This window comes from Methylibium sp. Pch-M (assembly GCF_004136295.1).
In the GTDB taxonomy this organism is placed as follows: domain Bacteria; phylum Pseudomonadota; class Gammaproteobacteria; order Burkholderiales; family Burkholderiaceae_C; genus Methylibium; species Methylibium petroleiphilum.
Genome location: NZ_CP029606.1, coordinates 2749231 through 2763280, shown reverse-complemented (window position 1 = coordinate 2763280; position 14050 = coordinate 2749231). Strand labels below are relative to the sequence as shown.

The window sequence follows — 14050 nt, the reverse complement described above, 5'->3', positions numbered from 1 at the left end:
CGGATTACCCTGCCAGCGCGCCCGTCGACAAGCGCCCCCGCTCCCTGGCACCATCGCCGCGCGGAGACACCGCGACCACACCCCGGGAGGCGACGATGCTGAGTTCGGTGCAGAAGCAATGGTTCGGGCACGGCGTGCTGATGATCCTGGCCACGCTGCTCGGCGGGGTCGGCCTCTGGATGTTCCTGGTCGGCGGCTTCGAGATCGTGCCGGGCCACATCGTCCAGTTCAAGCTGCCGGGGTCGGCCGAGGGCTGGCGCCGTGCGCACGGCGGGCCGGCCCTGAACGGCCTGATGGTCATCGCGGTGGCGCTGGTGCTGCCGGCACTGAACTTCCCCGAGCGGAAGGCCGTGTGGCTGGGCTGGCTGGTGGTCGCGGACGGCTGGGCCAACGTCGTCTTCTACTTCTTCAGCAACCTGTCGCCGAACCGCGGCCTGAGCTTCGGCCCCAATGTCTTCGGCGAGGGCAATGTCTACAGCGTCATTGCGCTGGCGCCCGCCTACCTGTTCGGCGCGATCGCCGTGGTGGTGCTCGCGATCATCGGCTGGGAGGGCGTGCGGTCCGGAGGTTCCGCTGCGTGAGAGAGAGGTCGCGTGATGCCAACTTTCGGAATCCAAATGAACCCAATCCGTACCACATTTGGATTTCATTCGCGATTGACGCAACGGCTCTCACAAAAGCACAAACGAACTCCTCGCGTCAGATAGGTGATCAGCAAAAATCCAGGCCGATCAATACCCCGATTCAAACAACGAGTCGGTCGCGCTCAATTATTAGCTTGTCAATCGCTCCACGAGCTTCGGTGCAGCCCTGCTGCGCCTCCAATCTTGCGCGGCCAGGGTACATGTTCTCATCACCTCGAGCTCTGCTGGCCATGAATTCGCCAGCGATAACCTGATACCACCTGACCATCGACAAGCAGCTCTGGCGCACTAACAGTGCAGCCCTGAATGCATCAATAGAACCAAGCGCACCAATTGACTGACTATTCAAGTCTTTCAGTAGCTCATCCAACACCGGCGGTTGGCCGGTTTCTCCAAAGCGTTCACGCGCTGCACTGGGATCCTCAAGATAGATAGCCCCGCAAGTAACTTCGTAGATCAAAACTTCCGCCAAGGCAATCGTTGGTGCGAACGCAGCATCCACGATCCTTTTCCGTTCGTCGAAATCACGCACTCGAAGTTGATGGTCCTGCCAAAACGCAAGACCAATCACAATGAATAGACTGATTGCTGCCGCCCCTGCCTGAACCCACGCCGAGTCTGGAAAATTCTTCGTGCGCTCAAAGTACACGACAAAAAAAATGACCACGACAACGGACATACACATCATCGCGAAGATGAGTGGATGCCAGAAAAATGTCGCCTTTGAGCCATTCGTTCGCATCGTGACTCGATACTTCCCTAGCCCGCTGAGGACTAGTGCTCAACCCGAGATCGCACAAACACAATTTGCCGCTTGTACGCGAACATCGATTCAAATGGTGCCGGCTTTCGGAATCGAACCGAAGACCTTCCGCTTACAAGGCGGGTGCTCTACCAACTGAGCTAAGCCGGCGTGCCGTGAAGATTGTAGGAGGGGTGCCGGGCGGCGCGCACTGCGCCGCCGCCTGCGGGCGGCGCGACTTTTACTTGACGCGCTTGAGCGAGGGGCGACCGCTACCGGGCGGCTCGGGCGGCGTGGGCTCGTCTTCGTCGGCCGCGCGGGCGCCCTCATCCCCGGGCGACGGATCTGCGGACGGCGTCTCGGCCAGCCGGAGGCCGCGGGGCGCAGCCCCGGCCTCTGCGGCACTGCTGCTGCCCTCGGCGGGCAGCGGCTCCGCGCCGACCGGCGGCGCGGGAAAAGCCATGCCCTGCCCGTTCTCGCGCGCATAGATGGCGATCACGTGATCGATCGGCACGACGATCTCGCGGGCGGTGCCGCCGAAGCGCGCCTTGAAGCTGATGACGTCGTTGCCGAGCTGCAGGCTGCTGGTGGCCTCGAAGCTGGCGTTCAGCACGATCTCGTTGTTCTTGACGTACTCGGCCGGCACCTGCACCGAGCCGTCCACGTACACCGCGAGATAGGGCGTGAAGCCGTTGTCGGTGCACCAGTCGTGCAGCGCACGGATCAGGTAGGGGCGCGTCGAGGCGCCCTGCGTGTCCGGCGTGACGGGGATCGTCATCGTGGCGCTCCTGCCTGCCGCGCGACCTACTTGCGCATCACCTTCTCGGACGGCGTCAGCGCCTCGATGTAGGCGGGGCGCGAGAAGATGCGCTCGGCGTACTTCAGCAGCGGCAGCGCGTTCTTCGACAGGTCGATCGCGTAGTAGTCCAGGCGCCACAGCAGCGGCGCGATCGCGACGTCGAGCATCGAGAAGTCGTCGCCGAGCATGTACTTGTTCTTCAGGAAGATCGGCGCGAGCTGCGTGAGGCGGTCGCGGATCTGGCTGCGCGCCTTCTCGAGCTGCTTGTCGGTGGCCTTCACGCCGCTGCGGCCTTCGAGCAGGTTCACGTGCGCGAACAGCTCCTTCTCGAAGTTGAACAGGAACAGCCGCACGCGCGCGCGGGCCACCGGGTCGCCCGGCATCAGCTGCGGGTGCGGGAAGCGCTCGTCGATGTACTCGTTGATGATGTGCGACTCGTACAGGATGAGGTCGCGTTCGACGAGGATGGGCACCTCGTTGTACGGGTTCATCAGCGCGATGTCTTCGGGTTTCGCGAACAGGTCGACGTCGCGGATCTCGAAATCCATGCCCTTCTCGAACAGCACGAAACGGCAGCGGTGCGAGTAGGGGTCGGTCGTTCCGGAGTAAAGCACCATCATGGCGGCGGGCTCCTAGGTTCTTCGGGGGCCATCAGAAAAAACGCAAGCGGAGCGGATGCATGCATCCCGCTCCGCTCACGCCGTCACAGACCGACGGGCGCCTGCTGCGCCCCGGCCTGCGGGTCACTTACTTCACATCTTTCCAGTAGGCCGCATTCAGCCGCCAGGCGATGATGGTGAACACGCCGAGGAACAGCAGCACCCACACGCCGAGTCGCTTGCGCTGGTTCTGCGCCGGCTCACCCATCCACTGCAGGTAGGCCACCAGGTCGCCGACGGCGTCGTCGTAGGCCAGCGGGCTCAGCGTACCGGGGGTGAGCTGCTCGTAGCCGGCGAAGCGGTGCAGCTTCTTGCTGGCGTCGTGCGGATCGGCTTCCTCGACGAACTTCGCGGTCCGCTGCCCCTGCAGTTCCCACAGCACGTGCGGCATGCCGACGCTCGGGAAGGCCATGTTGTTCCAGCCGGTCGCCTTGGTGTCGTCGCGGTAGTAGCTGCGCAGGTAGGTGTACAGGTAGTCGGCACCCGATCCGCCCGCGCCGGCGCGCGAACGCGCGATCACCGTCAGGTCGGGCGGCACGCCGCCGAACCATTCCTTGGCGTGCTTGGGATCGAGCGCGACCTTCATCGTCTCGCCGACCTTGTCGGTCGCGAACAGCAGGTTGCCCTTGATCTGCGCTTCGCTCAGGCCGATCTCCTGCAGCCGGTTGTAGCGCATGTAGGCGGCCGAGTGGCAGTTGAGGCAGTAGTTGACGAACAGCTTGGCGCCATGCTGCAGCGACGCCACGTCGGTCATCTTGTTCTGGGGAAACTTGTCCCAGGCGATGCCGCCTTCGGACGCGCGGGCCGTGCCGGCGAAGGCACATGCGGCCAGCAGCAGGGCGATCAGCTTCTTCATGTTCTCGGGCTCCTGCAGGCTCAGTGGGCGGCGAAGGTCACGCGATCGGGCACCGGCTTGAACGTGCCGAGCTGGCTCCACCACGGCATCAGCAGGAAGAAGCCGAAGTAGAACAGCGTGCCGATCTGCGACACCAGCGTGCCGATGTCGGTAGGCGCCTGGATGCCCAGGTAGCCGAGGACGAAGAAGAACAGCACGAACAGGCCGTAGACGTACTTGTGCCAGTCCGGGCGGTAGCGGATCGACTTGACCGGGCTGTGGTCCAGCCAGGGCAGGAAGAACAGGATCACGACCGCACCGCCCATCACGACCACGCCCCAGAACTTGGCGTCGAAGGTCTTCAGCAACGCGATCGCGACAAGCGCGCCGACCAGCACGGCGATCTTCGCGCCGCCGCCGAACTTGCCCTTGAGCACCGCCAGCACCGCGCCGGCGGCGATCAGCACCGCGAGCACATTGACCATGAAGTCGGTGGTCGCGCGCAGCATCGAGTAGTAGGGCGTGAAGTACCACACCGGGGCGATGTGCGCCGGGGTCTTCAGGGGGTCGGCCGGGATGAAGTTGTTGTACTCGAGGAAGTAGCCGCCGAACTCGGGCGCGAAGAAGATGATCGCGCTGAAGATCATCAGGAACACGCTGACGCCCAGGATGTCGTGCACCGTGTAGTACGGATGGAAGGGGATGCCGTCCATCGGCGTGCCGTTCGGCCACTTCTTCTGCTTGATCTCCACACCGTCGGGGTTGTTCGAGCCGACCTCGTGCAGCGCGATGATGTGCGCGGCCACCAGGCCCAGCAGCACCAGCGGCACCGCGATGACGTGGAAGCTAAAGAAGCGGTTCAGCGTGGCGTCGCTCACCACGTAGTCGCCGCGGATCAGCAGCGCCAGGTCCGGGCCGACGAAGGGCACGGCGGCGAACAGGTTGACGATCACCTGGGCGCCCCAGTACGACATCTGGCCCCAGGGCAGCAGGTAGCCCATGAAGGCCTCGGCCATCAGGCACAGGAAGATCGCGCAGCCGAAGATCCACACCAGCTCGCGCGGCTTGCGGTAGCTGCCGTACATGAGGCCGCGGAACATGTGCAGGTAGACCACGACGAAGAAGGCCGAGGCACCGGTGGAGTGCATGTAGCGCACCAGCCAGCCCCAGGGCACGTCGCGCATGATGTACTCGACCGACGCGAAGGCCAGGCCGGCGTCGGGCTTGTAGTTCATCACCAGGAAGATGCCGGTGACGATCTGGATCACCAGCACCAGCATCGCCAGCGAACCGAAGAAGTACCAGAAGTTGAAGTTCTTCGGCGCGTAGTACTCGGAAAGATGCTCTTTGTAGAGCTTGGTCGCCGGGAAGCGGTTGTCGACCCAGGTCATCAGCTTCTGCGCCACGGGCGCGTCGGCAGGGGCGGTCTTGAATTCGGCCATGGTGTCCTCGTGCTGCTCAGGCCTTGGCCTCGCCGATCAGCAGCTTGCTGTCGGTCAGGAAGGTGTAGGGGGGCACCTCGAGGTTGTCCGGCGCCGGCTTGTTCTTGAACACCCGCCCGGCCATGTCGAAGGTCGAGCCGTGGCAGGGGCAGAGGAAACCGCCCTGCCAGTCGTCCGGCAGCGAGGGTTGCGGACCGGCCACCAGGCGATCCGACGGTGAACAGCCCAGATGCGAGCAGATGCCGACGACGACCAGGATCTCCGGCTTGATCGAGCGCCACTCGTTGCGGGTGGTCTCCATCGGCGTGACCTCGGCCGGCTTGCGCTCGGACTTCGGGTCGGCCACCAGCGCGTCGGTCTTCTTCAGCGACTCCAGCTGCTCCGGCGTGCGGCGCAGGATCCAGACCGGCTTGCCGCGCCACTCGACCGTCATCTTCTCGCCCGGCTTGAGGGCGCTGATGTCGGCCTCCACCGCCGCTCCGGCGGCGCGGGCGCGCTCCGACGGCTGGAAGGTGGAGACGAAGGGCACCGCGGTCGCGATGCCGCCGACGGCGCCGGCGCAGGACGAGGCGATCAGCCAGGTCCGCTTGCTGTGATCGACTTGCTGCTCACTCATGGAATTCCTTGGGCTAGCGCTTTGATTCTTGAACAACCATCGATTCTAATCGACAGACCGCACCGTTCCGAGGCCGGATCGGCACCGAAGATTCCAGCAAGCCGTGCGCCAGCTCGGCTTGACTTGCCGCAAACCTCGGGAATACTCGCTCACGACAGGCGCCGGACACCCCGGACGACCATCATTACTACCTTCAGGAGGCTGTGCATGTCGTTCTTCAGCGAGTTCAAGGAGTTTGCCGTCAAGGGCAACGTGATCGACCTGGCGGTCGGCGTGATCATCGGAGGTGCCTTCGGCAAGATCGTCGACTCGATCGTCGGCGACCTGATCATGCCGATCGTCAGCAAGCTGTTCGGCGGCCTCGACTTCTCGAATTACTACGTCGGACTGGCGGGGCAGGCCGCCGGACTGCCGCTCGCGGAGGCCAAGAAGGCCGGCGCGGTCTTCGCCTATGGCAACTTCATCACGGTGGCGCTGAACTTCGCGATCCTCGCCTTCATCATTTTCCTGATGATCAAGCAGATCAACCGACTGAAGAAGGACGAACCGGCCGCCCCGCCTGCGCCCCCCGCCGAGGACATCGTGCTGTTGCGCGAGATCCGCGATGCCCTGAAGAAGTGACCCGCCTGCGGGCGCGCTGCCGGGGCACCGGCCCGCCCGCCTCCTTGCCGACCCCGTGAACGCCGCCCCCAACGTCCAGGCCGCATTGAATGCGGCATGCCTGCGCATCCAGGCCACCGTCACGGCCGCCGCCGAACGACTGGTGGAGACGCTCGCGTCGCAGTCGGCCTCGTTCGCGAGCATCACGACCCGCCAGTTGATGGCGAGCACGCAGTTCGACCTGCGCCGCAAGCTGCCCGACTTCACCCTGGTCTTCAGCGCCGGCCTGCGTGACCGCGTGCTCGAGGCCGCCGAGCCGCGCAGCTCGACCCGCTCGCTGGCCACCACCTCGTGGGAGTCGCTGAGCCTGGTCGGCGACGACGAGGTGGACGAGCGCGTCTCGGCCGAGCGCCTGAGCATGCAGATCGTGCACGAGTGCGAATGGGAGATGCGCGAGCTCGACGGCTACATGGCCGCCCTGCTGCGCCACGGCGAACCCGATCCCGATCGCAACCCGCTGCGCCCCGAGATCATCGGCCGTGCGCTGCGCCGCGCGATCCACGCGGTGAACGACGATCCGGCCTCGCACCGGCTGCTCGCCACCGAGTTCGGCCGCTCGCTGGCCACGGCGATGCGGGCCTGCTACGCCGGCATCATCGCCGACCTGCAGGCGCGCGGCGTCAACCCGATCGGCCTGGCCGTGAAGACGGTGCAGGGCCCCGGCAACGACCTGCCGCGCGAGGTGCTGCGCGAGAACTCCGGCTACCAGACCTCGGGCTTCCACGGCTCGGCCTTCCAGGCCTCGGCGCGCGACCTGGTCCAGGCCGAGCAGATGCTGCAGACGCTGTTCGGCATCGCGCTGCCCCAGGCGCTGCAGGCGGCCTCGGGGGCCGGCGCGCTGGGCCTGCCGTCCGGACCGGGCGCGCCGTCCGGATTCGGCAGCAGCCGGTCGGGGAGCAGCCCCGGCAGCCGCGGTCACGGCGGCACCGGGAGCGGCTACGGAGGCCCCGGCGGCTCGGGCGTGCCGGGCAGCGGCTACGGCGGCGGATCGGGCTCGGGGGCTGGCGGCCGCGGCACCGGTCCGGGCGCCTCGTCCGAGCGTTCGTCGGGCACGGCCTACAACAACGATGCGCAGATGCTCGACATCCTGCGCCGCCTGGTGGTCGTGAACGCCACGGCCGGCGAGACGGCCGGCCTCAGCGCCGACCCACGGGGGGGAGCCCTCCCCGCCGGCAGTTCGCGCCCCGGCCCCTTGTCCGGCGTTTCGGGCCCCTCCGGCATCACGCCACTGGCCGGCCTGATGGCGGTGAACGTGATCCGCCAGCACCGCGACGAGCTGATGCGGGCCTCGTCCGGCACGCTCGACCACATGGTGATCGACGTGGTCGGCGCCCTGTTCGACCAGGTGCTGTCGGACAGCAAGGTGCCGCCGCAGATGGCGCGCCAGATCGCACGGCTGCAGCTGCCGGTGCTGCGCGCGGCGCTGAAGGACGTGGGCTTCTTCAGCTCGCGGCGCCACCCGGTGCGGCGTTTCGTGAACCGCATCGCCTCGCTGGCGGCGGCCTACGAGGACCTCGACCAGGGCCCCGGCAAGGACTTCATCGAGCGCGTGCGCGCGCTGGTGCAGGAGATCGTCGAGGGCGACTTCGACCAGATGGACCTGTACGAGTCCAAGCTGCAGGCGATCGAGGCGCTGGTGCAGGAGCAGAGCGCACGCGATGTCGGCACGCATGCGACGGCCGCCACGCTGCTCGACAACAAGGAAACGCAGCTGCGCATCCAGCAGCGCTACATGCGCGAGCTCAAGTCGCACCTGGAGCCGGTGGCCCTGCCCGGCTTCGTGCGCGACTTCCTGGCCCAGGTGTGGAGCCAGGTGCAGGTGCAGGCGGCCGGCCCGTTCGGTTCGCCCGAGCTGGCGCAGCGCGCCAACCGCGCAGCGCGCGAGCTGGCGCTCAGCGTGCAGCCCAAGGGCGAGCCGCAGCTGCGCAAGCACTTCCTGATGGCGCTGCCGCAGCTGATGAAGGACCTCAACGAGGGCCTGGAGCTGATCCGCTGGCCGGAGCCCGCCAAGAAGGACTTCTTCGGCAAGCTGCTGCCCGAGCACGCCGCCTCGCTGAAGTCGGCGCCGCCCACCGACTTCGAGCAGCGCCAGCTCAAGCACTACCTCGACCAGGTGGAAAAGGTCTCGATCCCCACCGCCGAGGAGCTGGTGCCGAGCGCCCATGCCGAGCTGCCGCCGCCGCAGGAGCATGCCGCGCCGCTGACCTTCTCGGCCGAGGAGGCCGAGAAGATCGGCCTGGTCGACGAGAGCGCGGTCGACTGGGACGGCCAGGTCGACATCGACCTCGGCGAGGGCGGTCCGTCCGCCGAGGCGGAGGCCGGCGAGGTCGATGTGGTGCTGGAGGCCCTGGCGCCCGAGCCCGCCGAGCCGACGCACGGCCCGCAGCTGATCCACCACCTGCAGACCGGCATCGCCTACCGCATGCACGTGGAAGGCCGCTGGCAGCGCGTGCGCCTGAACTGGATCAGCCCGGGCCGGGCCTTCTTCGTGTTCACCCACGGCAAGGCCCACCAGAAGACGATCTCGATGACCTCGCGCATGCTCACCCGCATGTGCGACACCGAGCGCTTCCGCGCCTTCGAACAGGCCGAGCTGATCGAGCGCGCGACGGCGCGCGCCCGCAAGCAGCTGGCACAGCTGGGCGGCGCGGCCCCGCGCAGCACGGCAACCAGCAGCCGCCTCTGAGCCGCCCGGCTGTCAGCCTGCCGCGAGGCGGCGCGCCATCTGGCCGGCGGCGATCAGGCTGGACGGATCGGCGCGGCCACTGCCGGCCCGATCGAACGCCGTGCCGTGATCGGGGCTGGTGCGCACGAAGGGCAGGCCCAGCGTCACGTTGACGCCGCGCTCGACCCCGAGGTACTTCACCGGGATCAGCCCTTGGTCGTGGTACATCGCCACCACGATGTCGAACTCGCCGGGATGGTCGGCCGTGTGGCGCGCGCGCATGAACACGGTGTCGGGCGCGAACGGCCCGCGCGCGTCGATGCCCTCGCGGCACGCCGCCGCGATGGCCGGGGCGATGACGCGCAGTTCCTCGTCGCCGAACAGGCCGCCCTCGCCCGCGTGCGGGTTGAGTCCGGCCACGGCGATGCGCGGCGCCGCCTGGCCCCAGCGCCGCGCGGCGGCGTGCGCGATGCGCAGCGTCTCGAGAACCGCCGCCGTGCTCACCGCGTCGATCGCCCGGCGCAGCGAGACGTGGATGCTGACCAGCACGGTCTTGAGCTCGTCGTTCGCGAGCATCATGCGCACCGGCCCGGCGCCGGCCTCGGCCTGCAGCAACTCGGTGTGCCCCGGATAGGGCTCGCCGGCGGCGGCCAGCGCCTCCTTGTGGATCGGCGCGGTGACGATCGCGGCCACCTCGCCGGCCTGCGCCAGCGCCACCGCGTGCCGGATGCAGACCGCGGCGGCCGCGCCTGCCGCGGCGTCGATGCGGCCGTAGGGCAGCGCCGCCAGGCCGGCCGGCAGCCCCGGCGGCACCAGCACCGGCAGGCAGCGCGGCGGCACGCCGGCCACGTCGGCCGGACGCTCGATCCGGGCCACCGGCAGCAGGGCGTGGTCCGACGCCGAGACCAGGGCCGCGGCGCGCCGCAGCACCTCGACATCGCCGACCGCGAAGCCGCCCGGCAGCGCGCCACGCAGGAAGGCCGACGCGATGATCTCCGGGCCGATGCCGCAGGCATCGCCCATCGTGATCGCCAGCGGCAGTGGCATGCGGGGCGGGCTCACGCCGGGTTGTCGATGTCGATGAACTCGTGCTCGAGGTCGAACAGCTGCGCCACGTGGGCGGCGAGCGCCGGCGCACCGAAGCGCTCGGTCGCGTGGTGGCCGCAGGCATAGAACGCCACGCCGGTCTCGCGCGCGATGTGGGCCTGCGGCTCGGAGATCTCGCCGGTCAGGTAGGCATCGGCGCCGGCCGCGATCGCCGCCTCGAAATGACCCTGGGCACCGCCGGTGCACCAGGCCACGCGGCGGATCGGCCGGCCATCGCCCTCGACCACGGTCGGCGCGCGCCCGAGCCGGAACTGGACCAGCGCCGACAGCGCCGCGCCGGTCAGTGGCTGGGGCGGCCGGCCGACGAAGCCGAGCTGCTGCTCGCCGAAGCGGCCTTCGCTGACGAACTTGAGCTTGGCCCCGAGCTGGGCGTTGTTGCCGTGCTCCGGGTGGGCGTCGAGCGGCAGGTGGTAGGCGAACAGGCTGATGTCACGGCCCAGCAACGCAGCCACCCGCTTCTTCAGCCAACCGTTGAGCCGGCCGTCCTGACCGCGCCAGAACAGCCCGTGGTGCACCAGCACCGCATCGGCCCCGGCCGCAGCCGCCGCCTCGATGAAGGCCAGGCTGGCCGTGACGCCGGAGACGAGCTTGCGGATCTCCGGCTTGCCCTCGACCTGCAAACCGTTCGGCCCATAATCCTTGAACCGCTCGAGTTCGAGCAGCGTGGACAGGTAGTTTTCCAGCTCTTCACGGCTCGTCAATTCTTCTCTCCCATGCGCAAGACCTGGTTGATTTTCTCCCAAGCCGTGACGGTCGCCCTGGCGATGTGGTTCGTCGTGGCCACGCTCAAGCCCGAATGGGTGCAGAACCGGCCCCTGTCGACTGCGGTGGGGTCGTCGTCCAACCCGGCCCCTCAGGTCACGCTGGCCCCTGCCGCAGCCGGCGGCAGCAGCTATGCTGCCGCGGCCAAGCGCGCAGCACCGGCGGTGGTGAGCGTCATCACGAGCAAGACACCGACCGCGCGCGATCCGCGCGCCGCCGACCCCTGGTTCCGCTATTTCTTCGGCGACCCCGACTCGCAGGCGCAGAGCGGCGTGGGCTCGGGCGTCATCGTCTCGCCCGAAGGCTATGTGCTGACCAACAACCACGTGGTCGAGCGCATGGACGACATCGAGGTCGTGCTGTCCGACGGGCGGCGCACCAAGGCCGAGGTGATCGGCACCGACCCCGAGGCCGACCTCGCGGTGCTGCGCATCAAGCTCGACAAGCTGCCGTCGGTGAGCTTCGGCGACTCCGACGCGCTGCAGGTCGGCGACGTGGTGCTGGCGATCGGCAACCCCTTCGGCGTCGGCCAAACGGTCACCTCCGGCATCGTGTCGGCGCTCGGCCGCAACCAGCTCGGCATCAACACCTTCGAGAACTTCATCCAGACCGACGCGGCCATCAACCCCGGCAATTCCGGCGGGGCGCTGATCGACGCCGCCGGCAACCTGATGGGGATCAACACCGCGATCTACTCGCGCTCGGGCGGCAGCCTCGGCATCGGTTTCGCGATCCCGGTGTCCACGGCCCGCCAGGTGATGGAAGGCCTGATCCGGGACGGCCAGGTGACGCGCGGCTGGATCGGCGTGGAGCCACGCGACCTCACGCCCGAGATCGCCGAGACCTTCAACCTCAAAGTGTCGCAGGGCGTGCTGATCACCGGCGTGCTGCAGGGCGGCCCGGCCAGCGACGGCGGCCTGCGGCCCGGCGACGTGGTGGTGAAGGTGGCCGACTCGCCGGTCGGCAACACCTCGCAGCTGCTCAACGTCGTGGCCTCGCTCAAGCCACGCTCGAAGGCCCGGCTCGTGGTGCAGCGGGGCGACAGCGAAGTGGCGCTCGACGTCGTGGTGGCGCAGCGGCCGAAGGCACCGCGGCAGCAGCGCGAACCCTAGACGGCGCCGTCCTCGGCCGCCGCATCGGGCGCCTGGGTGTGCTTGATGAACACCTTGGCGGCCCAGATGCCGATCTCGTACAGGATGCACATCGGGATAGCGAGCGCGAGCTGCGAGATCACGTCGGGCGGCGTGACGATCGCCGCGATGATGAACGCGACGACGATGAAGTAGGCGCGGAAGGACTTCAGCTTCTCGATCGACACGATGCCCATGCGCGCCAGCACCACCACCACCACCGGCACCTCGAAGGCCGCGCCGAAGGCGATGAACATGCTCAGCACGAAGCCGAGGTAGGCCTCGATGTCCGGCGCCGCGGTGATGCTCTTCGGCGCGAAGCTCTGGATGAACTTGAACACCTGCCCGAACACGAAGAAGTAGCAGAACGCCACGCCCAGCAGGAACAGCAGCGTGCTCGACACCACCAGCGGCATCACCAGCTTCTTCTCGTGCGTGTAGAGACCGGGCGCGACGAAGGCCCACACCTGGTACAGCACCACCGGCAGCGCGAGCATGAAGGCCGCCATCAGCGTGATCTTCAGCGGCACCAGGAACGGCGAGATCACGTTGGTCGCGATCAGCGTCGTGCCGGCCGGCAGGTGCGCCACCAGCGGCGCCGCCAGCAGGTCGTAGAGCGCCGACGGGCCGGGCCAGAGCGCCAGAGCGCCGAAGCAGACGATGATCGCCAGCACCGCGCGGATCAGCCGGTCGCGCAGTTCGATCAGGTGCGCGACGAAGGGCTGCTCGCTGCCTTCGAGCTCGTCGCGGGAGTCAGGGGCGCCCACGGGCTACAGCGGGCGCGGCGGCCTGAAGCGCGCCACACGGGCGGCACCCGACTGGGCCTTGGCCCGCACGCCGTGCCGCTGCCTGTACCACTGCGGCACGGCGCCGCGCTTGAGCCGCCAGTTCTTGCGCGGGTGCGTGTAGGCCGGCGGCGGCTCGCTCAGCGGCTCCCCAGCGTGATAGCTGTCGGCCGCCGCGCTGCCGCTGCCGCTGCCGCCTCCGTTGCCGTCGGATGACGACAACGACTCCCAGGCCTGGTTCATCTCGCTGCTCGTCCTGTTCACTTCGCTGGACACCGATTGCTCGACGTTGCGCGCGGCATCCTCGAAGTCGGTCTTCATCTTCTTGAGCTCTTCGAGCTCGATGGAGCGATTGACCTCGGCCTTGACGTCGGCCACGTAGCGCTGGGCCTTGCCCATCAGGTGGCCGACGGTGCGCGCGACCTTCGGCAGGCGTTCGGGACCGATCACGATCAGCGCCACCGCGCCGATCAGTGCGATCTTGTCGAAGCCGAAGTCGATCATGCGCGCGCCGCTCCGCCCGCTCAGGACTTCTGCTTCGCCTCGACGTCGACGGTGTTCGCGTCGGCGCTCTTGCTCGCCGTGACCTGCTGCGCCGGATCGGCCGGCGCGGCCGAGCCGTCGCGCACGCCGTCCTTGAAGCCCTTCACGGCGCCGCCGAGGTCGCTGCCGATGTTCTTGAGCTTCTTCGTGCCGAACACCAGCACGACGATCAACAGCACGATCAACCAGTGCCAAATGCTGAAGGAACCCATGTCGTTCTCCTGAAGACCCGGTAAGGGCAGCCGCAGATTTTAGGCCAGCCCCGCATGACAGACCCGCAAAGCGGGCCGAGGTTCACCCCTTGGCCCAGGGGCGGGGGCCGCCGATCACGTGCATGTGCAGGTGGTAGACCTCCTGCATGCCGTCCTTGCCGGTGTTGATCAGGGTGCGAAAGCCATTGGTGACGCCCAGTTCGCGCATCAGCCGCGGGGCCAGCGCCAGCATGCGGCCCATCAGTTCCTGGTCGCCGGGGCCGATGTCGGCCAGGGTCGCGATGTGGCGCTTGGGGATCACCAGCACATGCACCGGCGCCCAGGGGTTGATGTCGTGGAAGGACAGCAGATGCTCGTCCTCGTAGGCCTTGCGGGACGGGATCTGCCCCGCAATGATCTTGCAGAAGATGCAGTTCGGATCGTGGTCGCTCATGGGGGACGGGGCAGAA

General features: G+C 67.8%; 15 protein-coding genes, 1 tRNA gene and 2 pseudogenes. 4 read left to right on the top strand and 14 right to left on the bottom strand.

The window, feature by feature from the left end:
• The first annotated feature begins 95 nt into the window (after positions 1-95).
• Positions 96-581: a styrene-oxide isomerase StyC gene (styC, locus tag C1M51_RS13420; RefSeq protein WP_129450488.1), complete on the top strand. Its 486-nt coding sequence runs from the start codon at positions 96-98 to the stop codon at positions 579-581.
• A 163-nt stretch (positions 582-744) separates the two neighbouring features.
• Here styC and C1M51_RS13415 read toward each other — a convergent pair whose 3' ends face one another.
• The 7 genes from C1M51_RS13415 to petA all read right to left on the bottom strand — a co-directional run bounded on the left by C1M51_RS13415 (position 745) and on the right by petA (position 5737).
• Entirely contained in the window at positions 745-1386 is a 642-nt protein-coding gene (locus C1M51_RS13415) for a hypothetical protein (RefSeq protein ID WP_129450486.1), read from the bottom strand.
• Positions 1387-1481: 95 nt separating this feature from the next.
• Positions 1482-1557: transfer RNA gene (locus tag C1M51_RS13410), tRNA-Thr, on the bottom strand.
• A gap of 70 nt (positions 1558-1627) precedes the next feature.
• Entirely contained in the window at positions 1628-2164 is a 537-nt protein-coding gene (locus C1M51_RS13405) for a ClpXP protease specificity-enhancing factor (protein WP_129450485.1), read from the bottom strand.
• 26 nt (positions 2165-2190) lie between these two features.
• Positions 2191-2805 (bottom strand): glutathione S-transferase N-terminal domain-containing protein, encoded by a 615-nt coding sequence (locus tag C1M51_RS13400; protein ID WP_011828452.1) that lies wholly within the window; start codon positions 2803-2805, stop codon positions 2191-2193.
• Positions 2806-2932: 127 nt separating this feature from the next.
• Complete coding sequence (locus C1M51_RS13395; RefSeq protein ID WP_129450483.1) at positions 2933-3700, bottom strand: cytochrome c1; 768 nt, start codon at positions 3698-3700, stop codon at positions 2933-2935.
• Positions 3701-3720: 20 nt separating this feature from the next.
• Positions 3721-5121 carry a cytochrome bc complex cytochrome b subunit gene (locus tag C1M51_RS13390; RefSeq protein WP_129450481.1) on the bottom strand — a complete coding sequence of 467 codons (1401 nt, stop codon included), beginning with the start codon at positions 5119-5121 and terminating at the stop codon, positions 3721-3723.
• Between the two features lie 16 nt (positions 5122-5137).
• A complete protein-coding gene (petA, locus tag C1M51_RS13385; RefSeq protein WP_011828449.1) occupies positions 5138-5737 on the bottom strand; it encodes a ubiquinol-cytochrome c reductase iron-sulfur subunit in 600 nt (199 codons plus the stop codon).
• 207 nt (positions 5738-5944) lie between these two features.
• Between petA and mscL the strand changes: the two genes are divergently transcribed.
• Together mscL and C1M51_RS13375 are read left to right on the top strand one after the other, a co-directional pair.
• Positions 5945-6358 carry a large conductance mechanosensitive channel protein MscL gene (gene mscL, locus C1M51_RS13380; protein ID WP_011828448.1) on the top strand — a complete coding sequence of 138 codons (414 nt, stop codon included), beginning with the start codon at positions 5945-5947 and terminating at the stop codon, positions 6356-6358.
• A gap of 55 nt (positions 6359-6413) precedes the next feature.
• Entirely contained in the window at positions 6414-9083 is a 2670-nt protein-coding gene (locus C1M51_RS13375; RefSeq protein WP_165349691.1) for a DUF1631 family protein, read from the top strand.
• A 12-nt stretch (positions 9084-9095) separates the two neighbouring features.
• Here the strand turns inward: C1M51_RS13375 and pdxA are convergent, their stop codons facing one another.
• Both pdxA and C1M51_RS13365 read right to left on the bottom strand, forming a co-directional pair.
• Positions 9096-10109 carry a 4-hydroxythreonine-4-phosphate dehydrogenase PdxA gene (pdxA, locus tag C1M51_RS13370; protein WP_129450477.1) on the bottom strand — a complete coding sequence of 338 codons (1014 nt, stop codon included), beginning with the start codon at positions 10107-10109 and terminating at the stop codon, positions 9096-9098.
• 11 nt (positions 10110-10120) lie between these two features.
• Entirely contained in the window at positions 10121-10870 is a 750-nt protein-coding gene (locus tag C1M51_RS13365; protein WP_129450475.1) for a Nif3-like dinuclear metal center hexameric protein, read from the bottom strand.
• A 12-nt stretch (positions 10871-10882) separates the two neighbouring features.
• On the opposite strand from C1M51_RS13365, the gene C1M51_RS13360 reads away from it, so the two are divergent.
• Positions 10883-12043: a S1C family serine protease gene (locus tag C1M51_RS13360; protein WP_129450473.1), complete on the top strand. Its 1161-nt coding sequence runs from the start codon at positions 10883-10885 to the stop codon at positions 12041-12043.
• On the opposite strand, the gene tatC is transcribed toward C1M51_RS13360, so the two are convergent.
• The 5 genes and pseudogenes from tatC to C1M51_RS13340 form a co-directional block, all read right to left on the bottom strand.
• On the bottom strand, positions 12040-12828 hold the full coding sequence (tatC, locus tag C1M51_RS13355) for a twin-arginine translocase subunit TatC (protein WP_129450471.1): 789 nt from the start codon (positions 12826-12828) through the stop codon (positions 12040-12042). The genes C1M51_RS13360 and tatC overlap by 4 nt on opposite strands.
• A gap of 3 nt (positions 12829-12831) precedes the next feature.
• Positions 12832-12990 (bottom strand): annotated as a pseudogene (gene tatB, locus C1M51_RS19410) (twin-arginine translocase subunit TatB); the annotation flags it as partial.
• 131 nt (positions 12991-13121) lie between these two features.
• Positions 13122-13350 (bottom strand): annotated as a pseudogene (gene tatB / locus C1M51_RS19405) (Sec-independent protein translocase protein TatB); the annotation flags it as partial.
• 20 nt (positions 13351-13370) lie between these two features.
• Positions 13371-13601, bottom strand: a complete 231-nt coding sequence (gene tatA, locus C1M51_RS13345; RefSeq protein WP_129450467.1) for a Sec-independent protein translocase subunit TatA — start codon at positions 13599-13601, stop codon at positions 13371-13373.
• Between the two features lie 82 nt (positions 13602-13683).
• The gene (locus C1M51_RS13340; RefSeq protein ID WP_129450466.1) at positions 13684-14034 is read right to left on the bottom strand and encodes a histidine triad nucleotide-binding protein; all 351 of its coding nucleotides are present in this window, start codon (positions 14032-14034) and stop codon (positions 13684-13686) included.
• Between the last annotated feature and the right edge of the window lie 16 nt (positions 14035-14050).

Excerpts from the sequence above, each read along its gene's own strand:
- styC (WP_129450488.1), top strand. The coding sequence starts at position 96 with ATGCTGAGTTCGGTGCAGAAGCAATGGTTCGGGCACGGCGTGCTGATG.
- C1M51_RS13415 (WP_129450486.1), bottom strand. The coding sequence starts at position 1,386 with ATGCGAACGAATGGCTCAAAGGCGACATTTTTCTGGCATCCACTCATC.
- C1M51_RS13405 (WP_129450485.1), bottom strand. The coding sequence starts at position 2,164 with ATGACGATCCCCGTCACGCCGGACACGCAGGGCGCCTCGACGCGCCCC.
- C1M51_RS13400 (WP_011828452.1), bottom strand. The coding sequence starts at position 2,805 with ATGATGGTGCTTTACTCCGGAACGACCGACCCCTACTCGCACCGCTGC.
- C1M51_RS13395 (WP_129450483.1), bottom strand. The coding sequence starts at position 3,700 with ATGAAGAAGCTGATCGCCCTGCTGCTGGCCGCATGTGCCTTCGCCGGC.
- C1M51_RS13390 (WP_129450481.1), bottom strand. The coding sequence starts at position 5,121 with ATGGCCGAATTCAAGACCGCCCCTGCCGACGCGCCCGTGGCGCAGAAG.
- petA (WP_011828449.1), bottom strand. The coding sequence starts at position 5,737 with ATGAGTGAGCAGCAAGTCGATCACAGCAAGCGGACCTGGCTGATCGCC.
- mscL (WP_011828448.1), top strand. The coding sequence starts at position 5,945 with ATGTCGTTCTTCAGCGAGTTCAAGGAGTTTGCCGTCAAGGGCAACGTG.
- pdxA (WP_129450477.1), bottom strand. The coding sequence starts at position 10,109 with ATGCCACTGCCGCTGGCGATCACGATGGGCGATGCCTGCGGCATCGGC.
- C1M51_RS13360 (WP_129450473.1), top strand. The coding sequence starts at position 10,883 with ATGCGCAAGACCTGGTTGATTTTCTCCCAAGCCGTGACGGTCGCCCTG.
- tatA (WP_129450467.1), bottom strand. The coding sequence starts at position 13,601 with ATGGGTTCCTTCAGCATTTGGCACTGGTTGATCGTGCTGTTGATCGTC.
- C1M51_RS13340 (WP_129450466.1), bottom strand. The coding sequence starts at position 14,034 with ATGAGCGACCACGATCCGAACTGCATCTTCTGCAAGATCATTGCGGGG.